The organism is Bradyrhizobium sp. 521_C7_N1_3, assembly GCF_052075975.1.
Taxonomy (GTDB): domain Bacteria; phylum Pseudomonadota; class Alphaproteobacteria; order Rhizobiales; family Xanthobacteraceae; genus Bradyrhizobium; species Bradyrhizobium japonicum.
On record NZ_CP197232.1, the window covers coordinates 4269316 to 4292730 of the forward strand.

Consider the following 23415-nt stretch of genomic DNA (forward strand, 5'->3'; position numbering starts at 1 on the left):
GGCTTAACTTCCAACTCGCGCATGCGCCAATGAGCGCCGATCCGAGCCCAGGATGAGGCCCAGCGTGACGGCAAACCACACGGTCGGGTGCCGCAGAATGAAATGGCTGATGCTGAAGATGGCGAGTGCAAAGATCAGGACAGCCAAGGCGTCGAGCCGTGCGCGAAGCAGGAGCGCAAACGTGCCGACAATCAGGCTGACAATGGCGATTACGAGAGGCAGTCCGCCTTGGGTGAATACGTCAAGGAGGGTGCTGTGAGCTTCCACCGGGAGTGCCACTCCCTTGTCCGTGATTCCGGTTGGCTTCTCCAGATGCGGCCCGGGCCCTAGGCCAACCGACCCAGACTCCAGTCCGGCGTGCAAGGCGTCTTGCCAAAGACTTAGCCGCAGATTGGCGGTTGCCTTCGTTGCCTCACCGCCACGATCCTTCATCATGCCGGCGGCCAATCCCTCGACATCATTCGCCGTTGCCACCCCGTAGGGAAGCAGTGAGAGCGAGAGGGGAATTATGGCCACAACAACGATCGCTGCGGCTGCGAAACGCAGACTCCATCGATGTTCGGGGGATGTCAGCCAGCTTCGCAAGCGTAACGCGATGAGCAGCGGTATCGACAGCGACATCGAGATAAGAAAGGTATCGCTCTTCGTCAGCCGGCCGACGACGAATGTTAAGATGCAGCTAAACACTGCGACGATCCGGCCAAACCGCTTGGCCGTCAGAGCCATGTGAAGCGAGAGTGGTGTCAAAACCGCACAATAGATTGCAAGCTGGTTTGGATTCTCCGACCACCCGCGGAACCGGTCCCAATACCATGGATCGACCGACGTGATGCTGAGGTAGCCCCAGCCCAAGGCAAGTTGCACCGCCATGGCGACGATCCAGAATCCGATCAGGAACCACAGCGATTGGCGCAGGGTATCCTCGGGTCTCAACGTCGCAGCCACCAGGCAAGTGAGGGCCGCCACGAGGAGATATGCGAAGATGTCGTGCACGACGAGGTCTGGGTCGACGATCTCCGGGCGCAGCAATGCAAGGAAGCCCCCGAAACTCTGAATCAAGACAAAGCAGCCCCAGAATGTAACGAGCCAGAGCAGGGCTTGCGGGTTGTAAATCCTTGAACTGACCAGGAGATGCAGGGATGCGAGACCGAGCCAGAGGACGAGGCAGGCTTCCCCGATGCCCAGGGGGAAGCTGGGAAGACGCAGCTGCGAGGCTGTCCCAAGCACGAGGCCAAGCGCAAGAAGGGCACTGCCGATCATTGTATTTCACTGCTGCTGTGCGCCGCAGCCCGCCAGCCGCTGGAAGAGCTGCGGGAAAGCAGCTGCGTGTAAAGCTCGGCATAGCGATCGGCGACGACGTTTAGGTCGAACTCCTTGCGCACCACGTTGATCGAGCGTTGACCCATCGTCTTGGCTCGCGCGGAATCCTGAAGAAGGTCGAGAATTGAGGCCGCGAGCGCGCGCGGGTCGCGCGGCGCTACAAGTTTGCCGTTCCAGTCCTCGCGGACCACGTCATCGCACCCCGGCATGCGGGAGGCGACGATTGGCACGCCAGCCAATCCGGCTTCCAATAGAACACGGGGAATGCCTTCACGATATTCGGTCGGAAAGGCAAAGAGGTCGGCGATACCCAGAAGCGCGGGAATATCCGATCTGGCGCCGGTCGCAATCACATATGGTGCGTGCGCCTCGATCAACGCCTGTCCTACGGCGAACGGACCCTCGCTTTCGCGCGGACCGACGAGCAGAAAGCGGACATTCGGACGGACCTCATGCACGAGCTTCGCCGCTTCTAGGAGCGTTGTGATTCCTTTTTGGATAGTTAATCGGCTTACTGTCAGGACAATCTCGGCATCGCCCAGTCCGAGTTCGGCGCGCAGCTCGGCAGGCGAGGCGGTTCGCGCCTGCGCCGCTTCGAAAGCGCCGACATCGATCCCCGAGCTTCCGATGATGACAGATGAGCTCTTTCCAAGCAGGCGGTGTCGTTGAAAGAAGCTGCTGTCGGCCTTGTTCTGGAAAACCGTTGCAGCGGTCCAGCAAGCAGCCAGGCGCTGCATTGCCAGATAGACGGGGCGGAAGGCCAAGGCTCTCAGTTCTGTCGACGAGAATACCCATCCCATTCCGTTGATCGTGCGCACAACCGGTACGGCACCGCGTAGCGCCAGCGGCGCAAACAGGTTGGGCTTGGTATCAAACGTCTGGATCACGTCGGGCCGAGCGCTCTTCACGAGCCGCGCCAGCTGACCCATGGCCGCGCGATCGGCAAAGCCCACGCCAAATCTGTCGAACTGATATTGATGATACGGGATTTCGGTCTTCGCGAATGCAGATGCTGCACCAGTGCCGGCCGCGCTCACGCGCAGGCCGCGGTTCTGCAGAGCCGCCAGGAACGGGATACGCAGAGCGTGATCCTCGCCTCCTACGCAGAGCAAGTGCAGCGCCATGTTGGTTCCTTCCAGCCCTTTGAGCAATCCCGCCAAGATGTTGATCTTTGCGGAGGCCCCCGGTTTTCCCGGCGAAAGTTTGACAAGATCAGGTTAGGACGTGGCCGCGGACTGTCTTCATTCATTCGCATGACAGCGGAAGTGAGCGGTTGGCGGACGTGCTCGAACAGGGCTGAAATGACGACGCGGCGCGAGTGCATGTTTGCTGAACGCGCCGCGAAGCACGTCGATGTTCAACCAGTCGAGACAACGCGACACCGTATTCCGCGTCGACGCTAGGGCAGGACGGCGAGGCGGCCCAGCAACGCGATCAGGTCTGCCTGCCGGCGTGTCTGTGTTTTGACAAACAGGGAAGCCAGCTGGGAGCGTACTGTCGTTCGACTCAATCGTCGCGAACGAGCAATGTCGATCAGGTTGTTGCCTCGCGCCAACTCGAGAGCAAGCTGGGTTTCGGCAGCGGTGAATCCAAATAACCGCTGCAGCGTCCGCGGCGAAGGCTCCGGATGCGCGTCGAGATCCAGCAGGATCAATGCGATGGTCTCGTCGGACCACGCATTCGCGACCTGGTTGATCAGCGCGGTAAATCCTTCCTTGGTGGATGTCGCCAACCAGGATGTCGAGCCTGCCGGAAACTGTGCGCCGGCGCGGTGGACCAGTTGCTTGACGGCGCCATAGAGCGTTTCGTGGCTCGCATCCGCGCGCGCTTCGCGTTCCAATATTGCGCGGCCGGCCGGACTGAGTTCGATGACCTTGCCGCGTCTGAGCAAAACCTGTCCGCAGCCGATCCGTGCAAGTACCCCTCGCAAGCCGTCCTGCTTGGGGTTCTGGGCTTCAGAGTGAGCAGATGAAACGGGATTGGAAATATTGAATATCGATTCAGAAGGATGACGTTGTAGAGCAATGGTAGACCTCGGCAATGCTTGGCTTAAGTTCAACATTTTATTCCCCCGGCCGCGCTGACCCGATGGAGTGAACGTGCCACAAAGATTCCAAACTTCTGCCAAGCCTGGCAACGTTGAATGGGGGGTAACCCCGCGGCCGTCGGAGGGGGGGAAAGTCGCCGATCTTCCGGGCATCGCCCCGGTTGTGATCAACGAAGAGGTAGCAAGGGGGGGTGAAGGGGTAGCAAGGCGGGTTTAAGCCTCGCGGGAGCAGCCATGGAGGTATGCGGAGGCTACTCCCGAAGGAGCGCCTCGCTTACTCTTAAGGGAGTACCTCTGTTCGTGCTCAGTTCGAGAAGGCCGGCGCAGGGCGTAATGTGACTTCGATCACATCGCCGGGCTCCACGTCGAAGTCGACGGATGCGGGGATCCTGTCCCACTGTTGGCCGAGCCGCCGCACGACGACCACGTCCGGATTGAGCTCGCCTGAATTAACGGGGATGGCACCCGAGCCGCCGATGGGTTGCAGTTTCTGGCTGAGCGCCTGCATTCTCACGCGCAAGTCCGCCAACCGAACGTTCGAGTCCTTCTGCTCCCTGAGCAGATTGATCGTGCGCTGGCTGGTGACACGACCCGCTTGCCGCACGAAGTCCTCACGCTGACGCTGGAGCCGCATGAGTTCGACGCTCGTCTGCAGGCGTCGGGTCGAGGACAGCAACAGGGCGCGCCGGCTTTCGCTGACACGAGGACTTGCCAGCAGGCCGGAGCCAAACGCCTTCATGACCCGTTCGAGCTCCTCTTCGTCGGCCTGCACGCCCTTCTCTTCACCTTCCTGTTGCTTCTTGAGCGTAGCGAACTGCGTGTCCGTCTGCTTTACGGCGTCGTCCAGAAAGCGTTGTTCCGTGCGGTAGTCGCTTTGCGAGGTCTTCAGAGAGTCCTTCTCGGCTTGAACGACCGAACCGATCACGCTCGCGGGCAGCGAAATGTCGCTTGGAGGCGTGGCGTCGAACGTGTCGCGGCCATCGAGCTCCGCGCCGGTTCGGACGATATGGAAATATTCCTTGGTGTATTCGGTGGCGAGAGACTGGTAGTCCCGTACAAGATCCGCAGGGTCGGTGGCGCCGGGCTGCACGCCACGCGACCGCAGCAGGCTGAAGCCGCCGGCCACTGCCACGGCCTGGCGCACGGTCATTGAAGCCCGATACGTCTGCTGTCCAGGCGTGAGCACATCGCCGGAAACATAGACCGGCCGATATTCCACGACGCTTGCCATGACGTCGCCGGGCTTGACCACGAATGCCTGGTCGCGTCCGTCGGTCAGGCGTTGACGAAGTATCCGTGCCTGCAGCAGCGTCTCGATGCGGTTCTGCATCTGCGCCGGAGTGAGGCCCGCAACTTCTACCGTCCCCCCTCCCGGGAGCGGGATGGTACCGTCAATCTGGATCTGCGTGCGGTTGCGCTGATCGGGGAGGCCACCGATCGAAATCTCGATGGTATCACCCGGTCCGAGCTTGTATGGCGCGGCAAGGGATAGCCCGCTTGTCGCGAAAAACAGAACCGCTGCGCATGAACCCAGCAGGAGGGTGGAAGAGGGCCTGCCTTGCTTCTTGCATTTCATGGACGAACTCCCGATGCAACCGAGCCTTCGCCGCTCGCGATTTGGGGATACCGATACAGGATCCTTCTCAGCCGGCTCTCTTCAAATCCGAGATTTGGGCGGTCGGAAGGAAGATCTCGTAATTTCCGAAGAAGTGCCTCTGCTCCTCGACGTGGTCGAACAGGCCCTGGTTCAAGGCAGCGAGGATTTCGCTGATCCCTTGCTGAACGCTGATTTCAGGCGTGAAATTCAATACCCGACGGATCTTGTCGAAATTCACGCGGTAATTCCGGGGATCGGCGCCGCGCTCCTGATAGGTCACCTTCGATCGCGGAATGTGCCGCATGATCTCCTCAACGACCATCAGCTTGGTGAAGTTGTTTTCCTCGCAGCCTACATTGAAGACTTCGAAGGCGACCTTGCTGGTGGGCGCGCGGAGCACTTCCTCGATCGCGCGGGCAAAATCACGAACATGGCAGTAGGGACGCCAGGTCTTGGGATCGAATACCAGCAATTCCTTTCCCAGGTGCAGTTCACGCACAAATTCGTTCACCGTGAGATCGAAGCGCATTCGCGAGGAAAGACCAAAGGCCGTCGCAAAGCGGAGAACCGTTGGATTGAATCCAGCCTTTCCCTTGAGGCCCAGGATCTTCTGCTCCATCTCCACCTTGTGCTTGGCGTAGAGGGAGAGTGGGGCGAGCGGGTAATTCTCGTCGACGGCCTTGTCTTCTTCCACGAGCCCATAGTTCGAGCAGGTGGACACGAAGATGAGCCGATCGACCGGATGGTGTTGCATCGCATCGATGAAGGACGCGACGCCATTCCGATTGATGGCGTGGCTTTCGTCGGGGTACTTGCTCGTGATCGGATCGCCGACGAGCCCAGCCAGGATGACGACGTCATCCACACCCTTCAATGCTTGATTGGCGAAACGGGGATCGCGAATATCGCCTTGCATGAACTCGTATTGCGGAACGCTCAGATAAGGCCAGGCACAGCTCTCGTTCTTGTAGATGAGCTGGTCCAGGCAGCGGACATGCCAACCCTTTCTCAGGAGATGGCCCGTGATCACTGAGCCCACGTAACCAGCACCACCTACCAGAAGCACAGTTCGCTTTTCAGTCACCATTTGATCACCCGTCTATTTTTGAAATAAGTTCGCACCGACAGATCCGCCAGTTGGCGCTATGCCGCTCTGGCTCTGGCTCTGGCTCTGGCTCTCCGGTCGGGGTCTTCGCATGCGGTTGAGAAGCGGCTCCCCCACGGCGATCCAGCCGGCCTGAACGATCCACCGGAGATCGGACATGACGGTTCGATTGGAATAATATGCCAGGTCGATCTTCGCCTTGGCGGGAAACAGAACCTCCCGATAGAAATCCGCCACATTGCCGTCCGGCGGGAACAGCTCATTTTCATGCCGGAAGAGAATCTGGCACGGCCCGACCAGGCCTGGCCGGTGTTCCAGGATCTTTTCGAATCCGTTCCTGAAACAGTCGGCAAATACGAGCGTCTCGGGTCGCGGGCCGACGAAAGACATGTCACCCCGCAGGATGTTCCAGAGCTGCGGTAGCTCATCCAGCTTGAATGCTGCCAGCAGCCCGCCGATCGTCGTCATGCGGTTGTCGTTCACCATCGTGAGCGGACTTCCGCGATCGTCGCAATCGGCTCTGAACTTCCGGAACTTGTACATGCGGAACGGCGCCCCGTTCAGTCCGAGACGTAGTTGCGAATACAGTATCGGCCGTCCGCCTTCGATCCAGACAGCAAGCGCAATGACCAACAGGATCGGCAGCGAAACGATTATGACCGTCCCGGCACCGAGGACATCGATGACGCGCCGCAAGCGCACGGCCGGAGCTGCCGGCCCAGCGCATCCCGCATTGACCGTTTCGCTCATGCCTGTTCGACCTCCGCGGGACAGGTTGCCTGAAGTCCATCTGCGAGGCTGTCTGCCACGTGATCGACGTCGGCGGGAGTCATCGCGGGATGGAGCGGCAAGGTGAGCTCGCGTCCGCAAAAATCCTCAGTGTTGGGGAGGCTGATGCCCGGATACTGATCCTGGTAGAACGTCAACCGATGCACCGGGGGATAGTGAATGGTCGTCTGAACGCCGCGCTTGCTGAGCTGCTCGATCAGGGGCTGCCGCGCGCTTGCCGCGGGGAGAACGACGGGCATGAGATGGTGGGCCGAGACCCACGACGCGTTGAATGGCACCAGGACCGAAGGGCAAAGCTCGGCCAGCCGCCGCCGATAGTGCAGCGACAGATGCCGCCTGGTGTCGTTCCAACCTGCCAACTTACGCAGCTGCACCAGGCCGACCGCGGCGCGCAACTCGTCCATGCGGTAGTTGAATCCAAGAAGCGTCACGTCGTATTCGGGACTGCGGCTGACGAGGCGCTGGCGCGTGTTGGTCGTCATGCCATGCGACCTGGCGCGCTTGATCATGTCGTTCAAGATCCGGTGACGCGTTATGATCGCGCCGCCTTCAGCAGTCGTCATGTTCTTGTTGCCGTAGAAGGAAAACGCGGCTGCATCGCCAAACGTGCCGACCCCCTTGACGCCGGGCGCATGCGCGGCGTCCTCGATCAGGAGCAGGCCCTTGCTGCGAGCGAAGGCCTGCCACTCCTCTCGATCAGCGAGGTAGCCCCCAAAATGCATGAGGATCACCGCTTTCGTCCGCGAAGTGCATTTGCGGAGCGCGTCGGCCGCTGACATCAGGGGAACGGCCCCGGATTGGACATCGACGAAGACGGGCCGCGCTCCGACGTAGAGCACGGCATTGGCCGTGGCAACGAATGTGAGAGATGGAACGAGGACTTCATCGCCGGGGCCGACGCCGAGCGCATGCAGGATGAGGTGAAGTGCGGCCGTGCATGACCCGACTGCGATCGAGTCCTCGGCACCATGCATGCGTGCAAACGTTTGCTCGAACTCCCGTACGCGATCCCCCATGGTGATCCAGCCGCTGTCGATCGCGGCAACAAGAGCTTCCTTCTCGTCAATTCCCAGGGCCGGTTCTGATACCAACAGCATGTGTTCCTCTTCCCGTTCATTCCCCATGCGAAGGGTGACGCTGCGTCACGCAGCCGCAGTTGCGAATGCAGGCGATTGCTCGTCCCACGCAATGTCCTGGGCTTTCAGGAAGTCCTCGACCCGGCCAATGTCGAGCCACAGGCCAGTGTGCTTGAAGACGTTGACGCGGGCTTCTTCCTCGAGCATCTGGAACATCAGGTCGTCGAATCCGAAGGGGACGCCCGACGGAATGCGCTCGAGGACGCCCGGATTCATGCAGTAGATTCCCATGCTGACGAGGTTCGTCAGCTCCGGCTTCTCGCGAAATCCGGTCACGCGGCCATCGATTTCATCAATCACACCGAAGTCCATCTTCGTGCTCCGAACGGAGGTTCCGATGGTGATGTTGGCATCGGATTTTCGGTGATTGTGGATCAGCTGGTTCAGGTTCAGGTCTGTCAGGACGTCGCCGTTGAGGACCAGGAACGGCTCGTTGAGCTGTTCTCGCAGCAACGACAGCGGACCGATCGTGCCGAGCGGCTCGAGCTCCTGCGTATAGGTGATCTGCATGTTCCACTGGCTGCCGTCACCACAGACGCTGCGGATCAGATGGCCGAGATAACCGGTGGTGACGAAGACCTCTCCGATCCCGTTCCGTCTCAACCATTTGAGAACGAGCTCGAGGACGGGACGCGCGCCGATTGGCATGAGAGGTTTTGGCAAAATGGACGTATGTGGACGAAGTCGAGTTCCTCTGCCGCCGCACTGAACTACCGCTTTCATCTGAACCTCCATGTACTCAAAAAAATACGCCTCAAAAAAACCGAGATATGCTTCTCGGGGAAAAAGGTAGGAGCAAAACCATGCCTGCGTCTTCGTTCGTTTGCATGAGAGCGTTGGAATCGGAGGGCAGAGGAATGCCGGCGGGTAGTCCGTGCAGTCGTGCAGTCGAGGCGTGCCTCTCCGGAAGACACGGGATTCGCCTTGACCAAGGAGCTCATGCGGAAGGGTTCGCGAAGGGCAAAAAACGCCGCACTCGGCGGCCGGGTGAAGCCCCGGGGCGCCAAGCCGCGATCGAGTCACAGGACCGCTCGTTTCCTCTGCTTTCCGAGCGCGCCGATCGGTCAGGTATCGGCGGTCAAGTTAACCTTGCTGGCGATGTAACGTGCCATGCCCCGAATTGAATCGAGATTCTCGGGCAGGATCTCATTGTCGTCGACGGCGATGCCGAAGGTCGTCTCGATGAACCCGACCACCTCGAGCACTCCGGTTGAATCGATGATCCCCTGGTCGAGCAGGGAAGCGTCGTCGTTCAGCGCCGCGATGTCGCTGATGTAGAAATTTGATGTCAGGAAAGCGCGGATCTGCTCCTTGCAGCGGTCGGGTGCCAAGACCAGTGTCATTGCGTTGGTGCTCCATATGAAAGCGGGTGCGTCGATTGGTCGTCCACAAGCTATCCCGTGATGAGCTCTCTCTTGTTGATCTTGCCCGTATCCGTGCGCGCCAGTTCCGGCACGATAACGACGTACTTGGGGACCATGAAACTCTCGAGGCGCTTGTGACACTCTCGCTGAATCTGCTTGGCGTCGATCGGCCGCACCTGGTCGACAACCACGAAGGCCTTGATCGCGTGGCCGAGCAGATCGTCGGGAACGCCAACGACTGCCGCTTCCCTTATGCCGGGAATGTCCAGCAAGGCGCTCTCCACCTCCTTGGGCGCGACCTTCTCGCCGCGCGATTTGATGACCTCGTCGCTCCGGCTGACGAAGTACAGATACCCGTCGGCGTCCATCTGACAGTAGTCGCCGGTGTAAAGCACCTGCTCGCCGGGAAGCGGTCCGGGCTTGAGTTTCTTCGCAGTAGCTTCGGGCTTTCGCCAATAACCCTTCATGACGGTCGCACCGCGGATCACCAGCTGTCCGGCGATGCCGGCGCCGACCCGTTGATCACGCTCGTCGACGATCCACATTTCGGTATTTGGAATGGCAATTCCTACGCTCGACGGCTTCCGATCGAGATCCTCCGGCGGCAGGTAGGTGCAGCGTTTGCATTCGGTAAGACCGTACATGGAGTAGATGCGGGCGCCGGGGAACGTGTGTCTCAGCTGCACCAGGTGCCGGACCGGCAGTGCGGCACCGGTGCTTGTCACGTAGCGAATGCTGGATAAATCGTAACTCTTCAGCGACTCAAGCTGCAGCAGGGTCGAGAACATCGTCGGTACGCCGGGAAAGCCCGTCACTCTCTCTTCCGCAACACGCCGGAGCGTCTCGGTGGGGAAGGCAAAAGAGCGCTCGAGAACAAGGCGCGCTCCGGCGCGTACGGCCATGATCATCTGATACAGGCCGTAGTCGAAGGCGAGTGGCAGAGCGTTGAGGATGACCTCATCGTCACGGACGTCCAGATACGACGAAACCGACGTACACGCCGTCATCATGTTCCGGTGCGTCAGCATCACCCCTTTGGGCTCGCCGGTCGAGCCCGAGGTATAGACAATGGCGGCGAGATCGATGTCGATGCAGCGGCGCGCGGGTGCTGTGTCGTGCTCGCTGGCCGTTACAGTGTGCCATCGCACGGCATGCGGCAGTGCGTTCATATCCGCGTCGTCGATTCGGCCGGACACGATCACGCGGCGCAAGGACGGGCAATGTCGTGCAGGTTCGCGGAACGTCGCATGAAGGCGCGTTTGCGTAATGAGTGCAGTCGGCTGGCAGTCATTGAGGAGATAGCCTAGCTTGTCGGGTTTCGTGAGAGGATTGATGAGGCATACGATCGCGTTGGCCTTGAGGACGGCCCAGAAACTGACGGCTGCCTCGACGGTGTTGTCGGCAAAGATCATCACGCGATCGCCGCGCTCGACGCCGGCCTCGACCAGATGATGCGCGATCGCATTCGACCACGCCTCGAGCTGGTCGTAGGTAACCCGATGACCGTCGCATACGAGCGCGACCTTGGCGCCGTTCTGATGGGCCGAGTTGATCAGGTAATCGTGCAGGAGCGGCACAGGATTGTTGATCATGCGTAAACTCCCGGTACGTCCTGGTGGTCGACGTCCACGCTGAGCTCGAGGCGGCGCGGTGCTTCCGGCCGGTCCGCGACGAACTGCTGGAACAGGAGCTGAGTGGACAAGACGCCGACGAGCGCCATGTTGTCGAAGTTGGACAGGTCGCCATCGCCGGCGTGTGCATGGGCTTGGCACTTGGCGCGCAGGCGTTCGACCGCCACCGGGTCGAAGATGTTGGCGGCGCGGACGCTTGCGCTTGAAAGCGCTTCGTTGACATAAAGGGGGGCATCCCTGTCGACGAAGCAGAGCGCGTTGGGGGTCCGGTAGGGCTGCTTCTTGCGTGTGACGATCTCTGAAGGAGCTTGCGACTGCGTTACACGCTTAAGGACGTGCTTCTCGTCGAGGATGCGAAGTTTGCAGGCGTCGGGAAGGGAGTTCGCGAGCTCGACGACGTCGTCGTCAAGGAATGGGAAGCGCCCCTCGACCGAGTGCGCCATCAGCATCCGGTCTCCCTGGGAGGAGAGCAGGTACCCGGCCAGGAGCGTCTTGGTCTCGAGGTACTGATCTTGTGCAAGCGGTGTCCAGCGGGAAAAATCCGGTGGCAGACGATCGAGCAGTTCGGTCACCGGGTCGGCTTGCGAAGTCGCCGCGCGCATGTCCGCGGAGAACAGGCGCTTGATCGCGCTCGTGCTGCGCCAACGCGGAGAATGAGCGAAGCCTGGGGCATCTGGGGCGGAAATGCCGTGTCCGAAGAACTTTAGCGCGATGGCCTGCATGTGGACCGGCGATCGCGAGATGTAGGGATAGAGCCGGCTCAGGAGGGCGGCGCGTCGCGTTGAGGCCGGCTGGCGGCCCCAGAAACGGCGGATCTTGCCCTCGCGAAACACATCGTAGCCGGCGAACATTTCATCTGCGCCTTCGCCGGTCAGCACGACCTTGATGCCGCGCTCGCGCACGAGCTTCGACAGCAGGAACAGTGGTGCAGGGGCGGTCCGCAGGATTGGCCGCTCAGTGTGGTAGATGACCTTGGGAAATACCTCGGCGATATCCTGTCGCGAGACCATGAGCTCGTGGTGCTCGCTCGCAATCGTGCGTGCCATTAGGCGCTGATAGGAGGTCTCGTCATACTCAGCGTCGGTGAAGCGCACGGAAAACGTCTGGAAGCGCCTGCCTGCAAACCGGCTTCCCAATGCCGCAACGAGCGAGCTGTCGAGGCCGCCGGAGAGATAGCTTCCCACGGGGACGTCGGACCGCACCATTCTTAGCGCCGTAGCCGCCTCCAATGCGCTACGCACAGCATCGATCACATCGTCATTGCAGCCGGCGGACGGAAGGCGATGCTCGTCGGACCGGGGCGCATAGCACGGAGTCCAGAATGCGCGGTCCCGGACCGCGCCGCGCGCGTAACTGCGGACGTGTCCCGGTTCAATCTCCGTGATCCCCTGAAACACGGTTTGCGGCGGCACGCTACTCCAGAAGGTAAAGGTCTGGTCGATACCCGCTGGATCGAGTGCCCGACGGATTGCCGGATTTGCCGCGAAGATGGCCTTGATCTCACTGGCGAAGTAGAGTTGGCCTTGGTGGTTGCAGATATAGAGCGGGCAGATTCCGGTCCGGTCACGGGACAAGATGAGGCGGTTGGTGGAGGCGTCCCAGATGGCAAGGGCCCATTGCCCGTTCATCCGTTCGAATGCTGCCTCGCCCCAGGCGCGATAGGCCTGAATCACGACCTCCGTGTCGCTGCGGGTGCGGAAGCGATGGCCGAGCGAGATCAGCTGCTCGCGCAGCTCGACATAGTTGAAGATCTCGCCGTTGAACACGATCCAGGTAGGGCCGCCGGGATCGGAGAGAGGTTGTTGTCCGCCCGCTATGTCGATGATCGAGAGCCGGGCGTGCGCCAGGCCCGCGCGTTGGTCCCGGTAGAGACCTCGCTCGTCCGGCCCGCGATGTGCGAGCGCCCCGACCATCCGCAAGAGCGCTCTCCGCGAAGGACTCGGAGCGTTCGCACTCAGCGCCACGATGCCGGCGATGCCGCACATGCCGTCTAGTCCTCGATTACCGCATCAACGAGCAGAGGCGGGCTGTGAAGATAGCGCGTCGCCCGACGCTTGGAAGTGATGTCCTTGAAGACCTTCTGCACCTGCGCTGTGGCCAGACCTACGGCCTCGGCCACGTTGTCGGCGGAAATGCCGTGATTGACCGCGTACATGCAGACATCAGTCAATCGATAGGGGGCAGCGAAGTAGAATTCCTCCTGGCTCTGCGGCAGCGAGAATGTGTCGGACGTCGGCGGCCGTCGCCTGATCTCGTCGTCGATGCCGAGGTATTCGGCCAGTTGGTAGACCTGGCTTTTGTAGAGATGCGCAATCGGCATGACGTCCGCGTCCCCGTCACCCTGCTTCACGAAGAAGCCTTGATCGTGCTCGAGCCGGTTTGGCGTACCTATGACGGCATATTTCAGGCGGTCCGCGTGGTAGTACTCGGTCATCTTGCGGACCCGTTGCTTGTAGTTGGTTGCAGCAACGATCTGCAGGTAGACCTCGGGCGGAAGACGCACGGTGGAGGTTTCGCCGTGCGGGTCTTGTACGGTCAGACGGGTGATGTTGATGCCGGCGCTCTCCGAACCGGAGCCGAGTACCAGCTTGCACTTCCAGTCGATTCCATACTCGGGTACGACGGCTTGGATCGCCTCTCGCTGTCGGCGGTATGCGCCCAATGCTTCGAGCGCCGGTGCGATGTCTTCGACGACCGTCGTGAGGCGCAGTTGCGTAGCAACGGCCCGGCCGAGCCTCAGCGAATCGGATGACGAATCGCGCTCCGGCATCAGCAGACCAAGGACCTTCGTATTTCCAAATGCGCGCGCACAGAGCGCTGCGACCACGGAGCTGTCGATGCCGCCGGACAGTCCGACGATGGCTCCGCGTCGGCCGAGCACGCCAAGGACACGGTCGCGCAGGAACGCGACGATGCGCGCGACCTCCGATGGCGCATCCAGGACCAGGGCGTCTTTACTGAACGCGGGTTCAGTTTGGCTGTGGGCTGCTTGCAAGGTCACGTGAACAATCCGCCTCTCTCTGGGGAAACTCGGCCGGTGAGTAGGTTTGCGACAGCGCCTTCTGGACGAGGTGCAAGTTCATCGCGAGGTAAGGCGGCATGACCAGATCGGTGTGAGTGCCTGCGCTTGGGACGACATCGATCTGGGCAAACGCACGATCCCATCCCAGAGTTTGCGGCATCTTCTTTCGCTGGCACCGGAACAGAACGGCGGAGAACGGCAGCATCGATTTCGGCTCCGACAACCAGCGGAAGTAGGCTTTCGCGCGCAAGACTTCCTGCAATTCCTGCTTGAGCCTGAAAGACGTGAGATCGAACTGCCCCTTCGCGCGGCGGTCGAGCATCCGGGCCAGGTTAGCTTCATGGCCGATCGCAACGGTGGCCTTGGCGAGGGCCCGGCAGACCATCCGGGGCGCGGTGACCCGGTTGTTGCGGATCCGCCGGATCGTGCGGGTCAACGTCTCCCATGCAGAACTGCGCTCGCCCATGAGGCTGGTGTCGAGAATTCCGAAGAACTTCACCGAGCGGCCGGCGGCAAACATTCGCGTCGCGACCTCGAAGGCGACCGCCCCACCGAGGGAATGACCGAGAAGTCTGATGTGGCCCCCTGGCTGGATGCGATTGATCTGCTCCACGGCAGCAGCAGCCATATCGCAAACGCTGTCCTGGCCCTGCAATATCTTGCCGAGATCCGGGTAGCGGATCGGAACGACATGTGCAATTTCGCGTATTGAGGCTGTCAGGGCGGCGAGGCTGGCTCCATAACCAAGCGAGCCGGGCAGTAGGAAAAGCACGGGCGGCTCCGCCGCCACAATGCACGAGGGCGGAGAAGCCAAATCCTCGCCTGTATCAATCAATGGCCGTAGTTTCATTGGCATGCAACCGACCGACCGAACTCCTAGATTGGAGTATGAAGACGTTGAAAATCCTCTCATCATTCATTCGCATGAAGCATATGGTCGCGCCCAGGAAATTGGTTATTTCCGCTCCAGCGTATCTGTTGTCCATGTGCCGCCTCCTCGAGCGGACGCGAAGTTCGGGGCGTGCTCTTTCGACCCTCTGGGTCACACAGGCCCATTGATCGGTGCGCCCGACGTCCGTGCGCCGCCAGGCCCATTCAAGAGGAACAGCGCCACGATAATTCCCAGAGCGTAGCCGGTAGCTCCTCCGGCGGCCATCATGTAGATCACCTGCAACGGGTCGAAGCCGAGGTGGGCACCGATGAGAAGCGGGGCAAATACGAACACGGCTCGCACCAGGTTGACCAGCAGACGCAGCTCCTGACGACGGAAAAGAGTTGGAGCTTCTTGAATGGGTGTCGACAAGGCCTGTGCGGCGCACATAAGCGCCAGGGCGCCCATGATCTGACCCGTAGGTATCCAGGATGCGCCGAGCAGCGGGACGACGACATAGGGGGAGACGAATCCAAGGCCGAGCACCGGCAGAACGATAAAGCCGGCCGCAACGACCAACAGGCCGCATGCGGTGCCGAGCAGATGATGACGGTCGAAGTCTTTGCTGGCCTCGGCGACGAAGACATTGCTGAGCGGCAAGGCGATCAGGGTGACCGGGCCGGTCACGAGACGGGCGGCGACGCCAAAATGCCCGGCGAATGCGGTACCGAATAGCGAGCCTATGAAGATTGCGGGGAGATTGATGATCGCGAATCCCGCAAGGGCCGAGGGCAGCTCGAACAGTGGAAATTTGTACTCTCGCCGCGCCGTCGCCGCGACCGAACCCCACGAGGCTTGCGCGATGCGGCGGATGTCCTCCCATTTCAGGAGCCGGACGCAGAGAAATGCGATCAACACAGCCTGGCTCAGGATGTGGGCTCGGATCATTGCGTCGTCCCCGAGGTGCGCGAGGCCGAAGCTCACCTGGAGCAGTGCCATCGACGCCGGCAGGATGAGGCGGCCCATGCCGAAGTCACGCATATGATTGAAGCGCAGGCACCAGCAGTTCATCGCGTCGGCAACGCCGACCGCGGCCATCCCGATGGGGACGAGGTAGGTAAGATGTTGCAGTCGTCCCGGCACCACGTCCGACAGCAGGTACCCTGCGGTGAGAACGACAGAGGTCGTAAAGCAGACCGCGACGAGTGTGAGCTTGAGCGCAACCAGCGCGTGAGCTCTGTCCTCGACCAGATACAGAGACGTGCTGAAGCGAAGTCCGGCTATCGCGCCGACGATGTTTACGATTGAGAGATAGATCGTGAAGATTCCAAAATCCTCCGGCGAATAGAGCCGGGTGAGGATGGGAATGGCCGCTACGAGCATGAGCTGGCCGGTGAGTGCGAGGGCGGAGACACCCGCCGCTGCACGAACAAGGGCCCCTGTCCGCGTCGGACCGGTAGCCGGTTTCGCGGCCATGAAAAACTTCCTGGGTCTAGAATTCATTTCAAAAAAGGCAAGATCGTAGCTATTGAGCGATCTACTTCGGTTCGATCGTAGGATGGAGCGGGGTGTGCGCCATCATTCGTTCGCATGACGCTGGCTGAAGTGTCGCAGAATCGAAGGAGGGCTCGCATGAACAGCTCGTGCTTGCGGCCGCGATTCTGCTAACCGAGCTGACCGCTTCGACACGTCGCGTCTCGGGATGATCATCGTCATGCAAATGAAGGATGGCTGGGCGTTTCAGTCAGCATACCGTTCATCGAACTGAGCTTGAGGGAAAAGCGATGAACCTGTTGCAGCACGACGGGTCGGAGGGTATTCGAGATCCGGACGCCCGCCCCATGATTTCGGTGGCCATACCAACCTTCCGTCGACCGGATATGATACGCCGTACGATTGAAAGCGTGCTGCAGCAGAATTACGCCGACTGGGAAATGGTGATCAGCGACGACGAAGGTCCAAAAGGCGTCAGTTGGAGTATTCTGTCTGAATACGCTCGGAGCGATTCCCGTATTCGGATTGTCCAGAACCACCGAGGACGGGGCCAGGTTGAGAATACGAACAGTGCGATGCTGGCATGTCGCGGTCATTGGATCAAAGTGTTGCATGACGACGACTGGCTCGTGCCCGGATCGCTCGAGACTTTTGCGGAATTGGCGAGGACGTACCCCACCGCTGCGTTCATGACCTCCACATCTCATCTCGTTCAGGATGAAGGCATAAAATACCGCCGGGGAGGGCAGGTCACGCGGTATTCGAGCCAGCAGTGCCTGACTGATCTCTATTTGGTCGGCAAGACCCGGGTGCTGGGAATTGTTCCGTCGACCCTGCTGATCAACAGCGAGGTCATCCAGGCGGGTTGTCTGATGCGAAACTACAAGTCGATCAGGTGGGGAGTGGACCAGCTGTTTTTCGTCGACCTCGCCTGTCATGGCGACATGGTGGCGATCGACGACGGCTTGATCTTCTACGATATGACAGACCACGCGAACATTACCGCTTCCAAATCGTTTTCTCAGATCGATGAAGAGACCCTTGATCTCAAGAATCTGACCTGGAGCCTGGTCGAGGACAAGCAAGGGCTTCCGGATCCCGAAACGGTCGTGCGTGCATTGCGGGTTGCGAGATTGCGCGGAAGATTTCGTCACCAGTCCTGGGGGGCAACGATCCGGGACGCGCTCCAGATCCTGCGCCCCTCGGTTATCAAGGCAGCCAACAAGGCGATCCGGGCGCGAGCGCGTACATCGGCAGCGGGCTCACTAGCTCGCGTGGGTCACGCCTGACGGAGCCGCCGCCGATCATTATCGGGACAGGGCGCTGGTCCGATCGGGGGCATCGAGACGTGTTACGAAGTCGAACACCGGGCCGCCCGCTACCCCCCAATTGCTCGACCAGATCACTTGGGAACCGTCGGGTGACGGCGAGCCGTGAGTCTCGCTCCAGTAGTCGTGCGGGACGTTGCGTGTGTACGCAATGCGTCGGAATTCGCCACTGCCGTCAATTCGCAGAGCAATGACTTCCCGAGCGAAGGGCGCAAACTTTGGTAGCTGGGCAATCTCGGCTGGATCGCCGCCATAGCTTAGAATCACCCAGCCGGGCCAGTGGATCGCGCGCGTGGACGCATGCGAGGCCTCTCCGCGCGGAGCAAGGGCGGTAACCACGCCGTCATCCAGCCGGCGCTTGATCACCTGGTATACGTCGGGATCAGACTTGCTGATTCCGACGTATATCTCGCGTCCGTCAGCGTCCACGGCCATGTCGCCATGACTCGGACGATGATGTTCGGTCCAGCTTTGCACCAGATCGCCTGCGACGGTGTAGATGAATGCCTCAGCCTTTCCGTCGACCCATCGGCTGCAGCTGACGTAGCTGCCCAGGGCAGATATCTCGCAAGAGCCGTCTCGCCCGGGCAGTTTTCCAACCTCGATATCCGGAAACTTCTGGCGGCTCACGAGGTCAAACGCGAATGCGACGACGACCCCGTCGGCGCGCGTGCCCCGCACGGCGATGCGCCGGCCGTCCTGAGAGGGATTGCCCTTGCCCGGTCCGAACTGAAGGCCGCGATAGCCCTCGGCCATCAGCATGATCTCTTCGGCATTGGTTCGCGGTGTCCAGAGCGAGATCTTGCGCCCGATCACGCAGATCATGCGCTCGGGATCGCGCGGGTGCCATTCGCACTCGTCTTCGCGCTGCCGGCGGAACAGCGGAACGTATGTCCGTCCGTCCAGAAAGCAGAGCCCGTTACAGCCGTTGGCGATCAGAAGCAGAGTCTGGTCGGCGTTCCAGGCCTGCGCGCTCGAATATCGGTGGGTGCAATAGGCTCGCTGACAGGCCAGGCCATTGCCCAAGGGCCCCGGGGTCGTTATCCGGACGATCGTGGCGCCGGTGTCAGGGTCGGTGACCGGAACGAGATAGTCGGGCAAGTTCATGCTGCTGGCAGTCGAGAGCTTGGTCTTTGCAATCGTCTGTGCGGCGGCGATGCCCGCCAATGCAAGCACGACGGCCACGGCGCCGGCCAGGCCAATTCGCGTGTAGAGGGACGGAGACATCCGTATCATGCTCCATGGCAAGCAGGGGGTTCAGATCATCCGGGTGGGCAAGCGACCGATATGAGGTTCGGAGCTTGCCGGTCACCAGGCTCCTGCGGGGACCAGGACTATTGGTTCGACGATGCGTTCTAGCTGTTCGGTCCCAGCGCGCATCATTTGAATGCAGGAGACGCCCCGCGAAATGTTGCCGCTCCACGGGCAGGTACTGATCCTCTCGATCGATAGATCAGTCCGGCGCGGTTAGCCGGGCGGCGCGCATAGGCGCCGCCCGGAATTTGTTGAGGCATTGATGGGGCGTCAGGCCGATCGGCCAGGCTAGTCCTGCTCCGAGGCGCCGATTTCGTGACGTCCGCGGTCGCTTGGCACAAGGCTGAGCGTAGGTTCCCGATCGATTGACAACGGCAGCGGGTGACCATTCGAGACCCGCACCAGTGATCCGTTGTTCATTCCCCAAATTGCGGCCTGCGTCCTGTTCTGGACCCTTATCTTGCGCAGGATCGCCTTGACGTGAACCTTCACGGTCGCCTCGGCAATATCGATCTTTCGCGCAATGCACTTGTTGGAATTGCCCTCGATCAGATAGGAGAGAATCGCCCGCTCTCGCGGAGACAGATGAGGTGCTATCCGTTCTTCGGCCGCCACGAGGAGATTTGATCGCTCTTCGATCGCTGGCTGAAGTTGAGGCTCGCGATCGAGACCGCTATCGAGCACGAATGACAGGAAAGCCGGTGGAAACACCGTCTCGCCCATCGTCACGAGCTCGATGGACTTGATGAAAGCGTCGCATGAATTGACGTCGACGAAATAGCCGCTGGCGCCGGCCTTGTAGGCCGCGATCAACTCATCCGGCCGGTAGTGGTCCGAAACGATCGCTACGCGCGCATCCGGATAGTGCTCTCTTGCAAATCCGATGTGCTTCATGGCTGCATCGAATTCGCCAGTGCTGTGGATAATCACGAACAGGAGCTGCTGATGTGCCTGGAGTGTGCTTGTTACTTCATCGGTGCTCGAGGCCGACACCGCAATCTGAAAATCTGCCGCATGCAGTATTTGAGAAATTCCCTCTCGCAGCAAAATATTTCGTCCGATCAAAACAACTTTGCAGGATTGCCGCCTCCTCATCGTACCCTCCGCAACCAACGCAATGACACAACTTGAATGAAAAACACGCAGGAAAAGGAACAAAGCGTCTCATGGCCCGTTTTTTCTGATTAACAGAAGCCGGGCACCGTTTAGTTAATAATTGCTGAAGGTTAGATTCGATCTTTCAATCTTGCCTATATACCTTTCGTTATAGGCCGACGGGTCCCCAAGCTGTTGGTGAACGGCCATCGGAGATTGACTTGGGGGCGAAAGGGAATATTGATTCAACCTTTGAATGTTCGCCCTGAGCGGGTGAATCCGGTCGCGAAAGCCTTGCTCCATCGCGATGCTTTTCGAACTTGCCAAGTGGCACATGGATAGACCGCTCGCCAGCGGTTGTGAGCCGAGACCACCGGGTTCATACGGCCCTTTGATCCGGCAAACTTAATGTATATTGCGATCACAGACTCGTGCGGTTATTTGCCTCATAGGTCCGCTAGGCCAAATGATACTTTAGGGAATTGCTCGAAGTTTATTTGTTGGTGATCAATTAATGTTGGAGCGGCAAGGGCGGGGGCCCGTAGCTTCAATCGCGGGAATTTTGGGGGCGGCAGGTTAGGGAGCGCCCGATGCGTCGTGCGACTGTAGTGATTGCAGACCGACATCCAATGGTTTTGCAGGGTCTCGCAAGTGTTCTCGGTTCAGAATCCGATTTCGAGGTCGTTGCATCCTGCGGCGATGCTGCGAGTTGCATCCAGGCAATTTTGACGCTTGCGCCCGACATAGCGATCATGGATGCGGCAATGCCGGAGCTGACCGCGCTGATGAACAATTCACTTAGCCATTCGGACAGCCGACCAACGCGGCTTGTGTTCTTCGCGCCCAGCGAGGACTGCGATCTTGTGTTGGCGGGCGCCCCGGCCGGGTACAGTGTCCTTCTGAAGGAGATGACGGGCCAAGCCGTAGTGCAGGGCTTGCGAGACATTGCCAACGGCCAGACTGTTGTTCCGTTATCGCCCACCGATCAGGCCGCGCCTCGCGAGCAGAGCCCGAATCCGGAAAGTGCGCTCGCGGTGCTCACCGAGCGCGAGCGGCAGATCATGCGCCTGGTCTCCCGTGGTCTGTCCAACAAGGAAATTGGCCGCCGGCTCCACATTGCAGACGGCACCATCAAAGTTCACCTCCACAACATTTTCCAGAAGCTTGAAATCGGCAATCGCACTGCGCTTGCAGCCCTCGCCATCTCGCAGGATGACCGCGCCAATTCGGCGCAGGACAAACCGGCGCATGCTGGATCGGATCCGGTGCCTGGGGAGCGCTAATCATCTCGCGCTGTTTGCAGTGCAATATGATGCGGGCATTTCGCCGAGGCCCAACCGAGCGGCTATTGCACCTTCAGATTGTGCAAGCGCCGGCAAAGCCGCGTTTCGCTCTCTTATCCCTCGACGGAGAACTGAAGAACGAACAGCGACCGGCCGCCAAGCTCTGGGCTGTCGCTGACTTCCACCTGCCAGGAAATGTAATGCAGGAGTGGGTCCATCACGTCGTGCTTGAGGATCTCGCCGCTCAGTTCGATCGCAGTAGTCCGTGCCGCGGAAATGTCGGGGAGATCAAGTCCGACATCGTCGAGCACTGAATGACCGTCGTGGATATGAAAGAAATACCGCGGCATGGACGTCTCCGGACAACGCGAACATTCCGATGACTGCAGCGAGCCCCCCGCATCACGGTCGAGATTTCGCATCGCCGGGGGGCGCATAGCAAGCGGCTATTCTAGGAGGGCTCAATCATCATTGATGGGTACCCCGACGTTGATCTGCATGACCACGAATTCAGAATGAACAATTGCTTCTCGAGGACTACGATGATGTTGCGTCGACGGAGCCCACTTCGGCGCAGCGCTGCGGCCCCGGCCCTGCGAATCCCCAATGCCCCCGCCGGGGCCGCGCCCTTTTTCGCAAGTCCCGCCCGGTCCTCCATCACCGCCGCGCAGCAATTGCAACCGATACTCCGATCGGTCGGGAGCGGACGGTTTGACTTTTGGGGAGATGATCTAAAAAAATCATATCCGGTAGTAATCGCGATACCAGCGGACGAAATTCGATATACCGGTTTCGATAGGGGTGGAGGGCGAAAACCCGGTATCGCGCATGAGATCGCCAACGTCGGCAAACGTTTCCGGAACATCCCCAGGCTGCATTGGCAGCATTTCCTTCGCTGTGGTTTGTCCCAGCTCTTTCTCGATCAATTCGAGGACGTGCATCAGCGCTTCCGGGCGGTTATTGCCTACGTTGTAGAGCCTGGCCGGTGCGCCCGCCGCATCGGCGTTGTCCTGCGGAGCGCGCTCGATCAGCCGCGAGATGACGCGGGTGACGTCGTCGACATAGGTGAAGTCGCGCCGCATCCTGCCATGGTTGAAGAGCTTGATCGGCCTGCCTTTGACGATCGCGTCGGCGAACAGGAATATCGCCATGTCGGGCCGGCCCCACGGGCCGTAGATCGTAAAGAACCGTAAGCCGGTGACCGGGAGTCGGTACAGGTGGCTGTAAGAGTGGGCCATCAGCTCGTTGGCTTTCTTCGTCGCGGCATAGAAGCTGACAGGGTGGTCAGCCCTATGCCGGGTCGAAAATGGCAACTCGGCATTGGCGCCGTACACCGACGATGATGATGCGTAGATCAAATGACCACATGCGTTATGCCTGCAGCCTTCGAGGACGTTGAGGAATCCCTCGAGATTGGCGTCGACATAGGCATGCGGCTGATCGATCGAATGCCGGACGCCGGCCTGAGCGGCTAGATGGACCACTTTCGCAAAGCGATGCTTTGCGAACAACTCGGCCATCGTCGAGCGATGTCCAAGATCGATCTGCACGAAGGAGAAACGCGGGTCGCGGCGCAGAATGTCGAGACGCGCGCGCTTGAGCGCTGGGTCGTAGTAGCTGTTGATGTTGTCCAATCCGACGACCCGACGCCCTTCATCGAGCAGTCGACGGGCAACATGAAAGCCGATGAAGCCAGCAGCTCCGGTCACCAGAACGTCGTCGGCAACTTGTTCTGAGCGAGATGACATTCGCTGTCCAGGTTAGATGGAGCTCGAACGGCGAGGAAGGCGCCACCGCTCGCATAAAGTTAACTCTCAATCGCGCCGCATCTCGATTGCGCAAATGAGCGCACCTGACGATGGCGGCGGAGCCGAGTTGCCAGCTGCCGCTCGAACGGATTACTCCGCCTCGCCACTGTCTCAAATTCCAGGGGCGTAGCGTATGTAATGTCCGAGCGAACCCCGTCATCATCCATTTGCATGAAGATGAAGCCAGGCAAACCTGCAGAGTTGTTTCAGCGGCGGGCTTGCCCGACGTGGCCGCCGGCTTGGAAGTGCGCGCCGTCGAACGATCGACGTC

The 23415-nt window shown here is 60.2% G+C and carries 20 protein-coding genes; 2 read left to right on the forward strand and 18 right to left on the reverse strand.

Features of this window, described 5'->3' with window-relative positions; genetic code table 11:
* Positions 1-3: 3 nt before the first annotated feature.
* The 14 genes from AB7008_RS19505 to AB7008_RS19570 all read right to left on the reverse strand — a co-directional run bounded on the left by AB7008_RS19505 (position 4) and on the right by AB7008_RS19570 (position 16358).
* Positions 4-1260: an O-antigen ligase family protein gene (locus AB7008_RS19505; RefSeq protein WP_304493666.1), complete on the reverse strand. Its 1257-nt coding sequence runs from the start codon at positions 1258-1260 to the stop codon at positions 4-6.
* Positions 1257-2480 (reverse strand): glycosyltransferase, encoded by a 1224-nt coding sequence (locus tag AB7008_RS19510; protein ID WP_441259320.1) that lies wholly within the window; start codon positions 2478-2480, stop codon positions 1257-1259. Before AB7008_RS19510 ends, AB7008_RS19505 begins: the two co-directional genes overlap by 4 nt.
* Before the next feature lie 239 nt (positions 2481-2719).
* Positions 2720-3382, reverse strand: a complete 663-nt coding sequence (locus AB7008_RS19515) for a helix-turn-helix transcriptional regulator (protein WP_248882391.1) — start codon at positions 3380-3382, stop codon at positions 2720-2722.
* Positions 3383-3671: 289 nt separating this feature from the next.
* On the reverse strand, positions 3672-4943 hold the full coding sequence (locus AB7008_RS19520) for a polysaccharide biosynthesis/export family protein (protein WP_248882392.1): 1272 nt from the start codon (positions 4941-4943) through the stop codon (positions 3672-3674).
* Between the two features lie 67 nt (positions 4944-5010).
* Positions 5011-6051, reverse strand: a complete 1041-nt coding sequence (locus tag AB7008_RS19525; protein WP_441259321.1) for an NAD-dependent epimerase/dehydratase family protein — start codon at positions 6049-6051, stop codon at positions 5011-5013.
* Between the two features lie 12 nt (positions 6052-6063).
* Positions 6064-6819 carry a sugar transferase gene (locus tag AB7008_RS19530; RefSeq protein WP_441259322.1) on the reverse strand — a complete coding sequence of 252 codons (756 nt, stop codon included), beginning with the start codon at positions 6817-6819 and terminating at the stop codon, positions 6064-6066.
* Positions 6816-7955 carry a DegT/DnrJ/EryC1/StrS family aminotransferase gene (locus AB7008_RS19535; RefSeq protein ID WP_441259323.1) on the reverse strand — a complete coding sequence of 380 codons (1140 nt, stop codon included), beginning with the start codon at positions 7953-7955 and terminating at the stop codon, positions 6816-6818. Before AB7008_RS19535 ends, AB7008_RS19530 begins: the two co-directional genes overlap by 4 nt.
* 45 nt (positions 7956-8000) lie before the next feature.
* Positions 8001-8717, reverse strand: coding sequence for a nucleotidyltransferase family protein (locus tag AB7008_RS19540; RefSeq protein WP_347343440.1), 717 nt, complete (start codon positions 8715-8717; stop codon positions 8001-8003).
* Between the two features lie 341 nt (positions 8718-9058).
* On the reverse strand, positions 9059-9337 hold the full coding sequence (locus AB7008_RS19545) for an acyl carrier protein (protein WP_248882397.1): 279 nt from the start codon (positions 9335-9337) through the stop codon (positions 9059-9061).
* A gap of 50 nt (positions 9338-9387) precedes the next feature.
* On the reverse strand, positions 9388-10950 hold the full coding sequence (locus tag AB7008_RS19550) for a class I adenylate-forming enzyme family protein (RefSeq protein ID WP_441259324.1): 1563 nt from the start codon (positions 10948-10950) through the stop codon (positions 9388-9390).
* Complete coding sequence (gene asnB / locus AB7008_RS19555; RefSeq protein ID WP_441259325.1) at positions 10947-12974, reverse strand: asparagine synthase (glutamine-hydrolyzing); 2028 nt, start codon at positions 12972-12974, stop codon at positions 10947-10949. Before asnB ends, AB7008_RS19550 begins: the two co-directional genes overlap by 4 nt.
* Before the next feature lie 5 nt (positions 12975-12979).
* Positions 12980-13990 carry an NAD(+) synthase gene (nadE, locus tag AB7008_RS19560; protein ID WP_304493673.1) on the reverse strand — a complete coding sequence of 337 codons (1011 nt, stop codon included), beginning with the start codon at positions 13988-13990 and terminating at the stop codon, positions 12980-12982.
* Entirely contained in the window at positions 13959-14783 is an 825-nt protein-coding gene (locus AB7008_RS19565; protein ID WP_441259326.1) for a thioesterase domain-containing protein, read from the reverse strand. The genes nadE and AB7008_RS19565 overlap by 32 nt, the downstream gene beginning before the upstream one ends.
* Before the next feature lie 270 nt (positions 14784-15053).
* On the reverse strand, positions 15054-16358 hold the full coding sequence (locus AB7008_RS19570; protein WP_304493675.1) for a lipopolysaccharide biosynthesis protein: 1305 nt from the start codon (positions 16356-16358) through the stop codon (positions 15054-15056).
* Positions 16359-16666: 308 nt separating this feature from the next.
* Here AB7008_RS19570 and AB7008_RS19575 point away from each other — a divergent pair, with 308 nt between their 5' ends.
* Positions 16667-17665, forward strand: coding sequence for a glycosyltransferase family 2 protein (locus tag AB7008_RS19575; RefSeq protein ID WP_166097385.1), 999 nt, complete (start codon positions 16667-16669; stop codon positions 17663-17665).
* A gap of 18 nt (positions 17666-17683) precedes the next feature.
* Here the strand turns inward: AB7008_RS19575 and AB7008_RS19580 are convergent, their stop codons facing one another.
* Positions 17684-18931 carry a hypothetical protein gene (locus tag AB7008_RS19580; RefSeq protein ID WP_304494164.1) on the reverse strand — a complete coding sequence of 416 codons (1248 nt, stop codon included), beginning with the start codon at positions 18929-18931 and terminating at the stop codon, positions 17684-17686.
* A 315-nt stretch (positions 18932-19246) separates the two neighbouring features.
* Positions 19247-20116: a LuxR C-terminal-related transcriptional regulator gene (locus AB7008_RS19585; protein ID WP_441259327.1), complete on the reverse strand. Its 870-nt coding sequence runs from the start codon at positions 20114-20116 to the stop codon at positions 19247-19249.
* A gap of 527 nt (positions 20117-20643) precedes the next feature.
* Here AB7008_RS19585 and AB7008_RS19590 point away from each other — a divergent pair.
* Complete coding sequence (locus AB7008_RS19590) at positions 20644-21336, forward strand: LuxR C-terminal-related transcriptional regulator (RefSeq protein WP_304493676.1); 693 nt, start codon at positions 20644-20646, stop codon at positions 21334-21336.
* Positions 21337-21449: 113 nt separating this feature from the next.
* Here the strand turns inward: AB7008_RS19590 and AB7008_RS19595 are convergent, their stop codons facing one another.
* Together AB7008_RS19595 and AB7008_RS19600 are read right to left on the reverse strand one after the other, a co-directional pair.
* Positions 21450-21686: a DUF6894 family protein gene (locus AB7008_RS19595; protein WP_014496384.1), complete on the reverse strand. Its 237-nt coding sequence runs from the start codon at positions 21684-21686 to the stop codon at positions 21450-21452.
* A 390-nt stretch (positions 21687-22076) separates the two neighbouring features.
* Complete coding sequence (locus tag AB7008_RS19600; RefSeq protein WP_441259328.1) at positions 22077-23084, reverse strand: NAD-dependent epimerase; 1008 nt, start codon at positions 23082-23084, stop codon at positions 22077-22079.
* Positions 23085-23415: the final 331 nt, after the last annotated feature.